The following is a 2,236-nucleotide window of genomic DNA, read 5'->3' on the forward strand; positions in this document are numbered from 1 at the left end:
GCTTTCCATTAAACCCGCCAGACGAAATTGGGTTAACAATAGTTGGCAACGGGGTTCAGGCAGCCCCATTAATTTAGACACTTCAGAAACAGAAAACCACGTATGCAAAGGTACGGCATCTAAAACACAGGCGGCTGTTATTGTCATATCTTCATGTTTTAGCATGATAAATTTAACCTCATGGTCAGTTTTTATGCTTGAACACACATGTAACTCTGACCAAAGACAACAGCAAGTCTTATGTTTATTTCAGGCGTAAAAAAACCTTGCACGGGGCAAGGTTTAAGCTGCCGGGTATGAATAAGCCGGGTGACTTTGCTATCACGTTTATCACAATAGCACCGTTTTTACGATCGTAAAGCGTTATTTTTATAGGCTGTCACATCAGGGATGTTTCACTAACGGGATGTCTTTATCCATGTCCAGTGCAATATCCAGCATCATTAACATCCCGTCAATCACGCCTTCGGCCTTTTGTAATCGCTTTCCGATGTGCGTATCCGAACAATGATGATCATGGGCGAGTTGCATAAAGGTTTTACCAAAGACGTAATAATCAAAGAGCAGATCGTGCGCATCGTTACACTGCTGATTCAGTTTTGCCATGCAACTGGCGATAATCAGGGCATCATCATCACAACACTGTACGCGGGATTTCACCCGGTTCGGGATTAACCCTTTGAAGCCCGCCGCGATGGAAGACCAGTAAACCCCGTCACGATTATCCGCCGCCCATGCGCCCCAGCGCTCCATCACTAACTGAATATCACGCATTCATGCTCTCCCCTGTGATCAAAGCGCCCTGTCGGCATAACAGCGTTGTTTTTGTTTGTCTTGTCGCGACCTGCGGCACATTTCGGCGGCCGATATCTGATCAGTCGGCAGGTAATGACCGTGCCGGAATGCCTGATAAACTGTGCCGGTTTGCCCGTGACGGTTCTTCTCCAGAATAATTTCCGCGTATTGGCCGGCGGGACTGAATGGGTTATACACTCCATCCCGATACGTAAAAAGGATGCGATCCGCATCCTGCTCCAGTGAGCCGGAATCACGTAAGTCTGCCGCTATCGGGCGACGCTGATGCAAGGGGCGTTTATCCACCTCCCTTGAGAGCTGGCTCAAGGCCGTGACCGGGGTATGTAGCCGTTTTGCCAAGCCTTTCAGTGCCTTCGATATTTCTGCCACCGCCAAGTCATGACGGTCAGCCCGGGGTTTTCTAATCAACCCAAGGTAGTCGACGAAAATCCCCTTTAAGTTTGGGTGACGACGCTTATGGGTTTCACTGATAGCGCAAATTTGTTCGACACTCAGATCGCTGGCATCCAGCACATGAATATCCCGGTCGATAAGCGAACCCAGCGCATTGCCAATACGCCCCCAGTCTTCATCATACAGTTCACAGTTTCGTAGTTTAGACACCGGCATCGCCGCCGAACTCGCCACCATGCGCTCGGCAATTTGCTGCGCCGCCATTTCCATGGAAAACAACAACGCCCCGCCCCCGTCGCGGGTCATGCCTTCAATCATGCACAGGGCCAGTTCCGTTTTTCCCATGCCCGGGCGTCCGCCCAGTAAAATCAGGTCAGTCGGGTTAAATCCGCCGGTCAGTTCGTCCAGCGGCTCAATGCCCGTCAGGATCATGCCGGTCTTGCCCTGATTGCGCGTCTCCAGTGTTTCAACGTACCTGTCCAGTAAGGTACCGATGACCACAGGCTGTAAGCGACTCTCACTCTGAGATATCCCATTAAACCGGGAGGAAAATGCCTCAATCAGGGCTTCCGCTTGCGTGTGATTGCCACAGGTCTGGATCTCTTGCTGGTAGCGGTTAATCAGATCAGTGACCTGACGTACCCGCCAGTAACGCATGACTTTTTCCGCATAGCCTTTTAAATTGGCCCGCCAGACCGGCGTTTTGGCTAATTCCAGCAAGTTAGCCAGAATACCGCGTTCTTCACCCATCGCATCCGCAATGAAAAAGGGATCGATAATCGCACTGCCCAGCGCCTGCTTTTTGATTTCGCCGTACACCCGGCGCAGATGAACAGAGCTGAACGCCTCATCCGGTAACACCGCTAATACGTCGTAGGCATCCGGTGTCGCCCCGCCGGATAACAAGCCACTGATGACGGCCATTTCCAAATCATAGACATTCATGCGATTTCCCTCCGGTAGCTTTCCCAGTCAAAGGCCAGTACCGTGCCGCCCTGAAGCACTCGGTCCAGCGTCCGGTCACCCA

The 2,236-nt window shown here is 51.4% G+C and carries 2 protein-coding genes; both read right to left on the reverse strand.

Annotated features, from left to right (window positions below; translation table 11 throughout):
- Positions 1–384: 384 nt before the first annotated feature.
- Positions 385–774, reverse strand: coding sequence for an antiterminator Q family protein (locus tag AACX38_RS05870; protein WP_228865884.1), 390 nt, complete (start codon positions 772–774; stop codon positions 385–387).
- 18 nt (positions 775–792) lie between these two features.
- Entirely contained in the window at positions 793–2,154 is a 1,362-nt protein-coding gene (locus AACX38_RS05875; protein WP_228865885.1) for a replicative DNA helicase, read from the reverse strand.
- Positions 2,155–2,236: the final 82 nt, after the last annotated feature.

This window comes from Xenorhabdus sp. PB30.3, from assembly GCF_963895965.1.
Lineage (GTDB): Bacteria > Pseudomonadota > Gammaproteobacteria > Enterobacterales > Enterobacteriaceae > Xenorhabdus > Xenorhabdus stockiae.

Bases quoted from the DNA above. Each gene is read 5' to 3' on its own strand.
- AACX38_RS05870 (WP_228865884.1), bottom strand. From the start codon at position 774: ATGCGTGATATTCAGTTAGTGATGGAGCGCTGGGGCGCATGGGCGGCG.
- AACX38_RS05875 (WP_228865885.1), bottom strand. From the start codon at position 2,154: ATGAATGTCTATGATTTGGAAATGGCCGTCATCAGTGGCTTGTTATCC.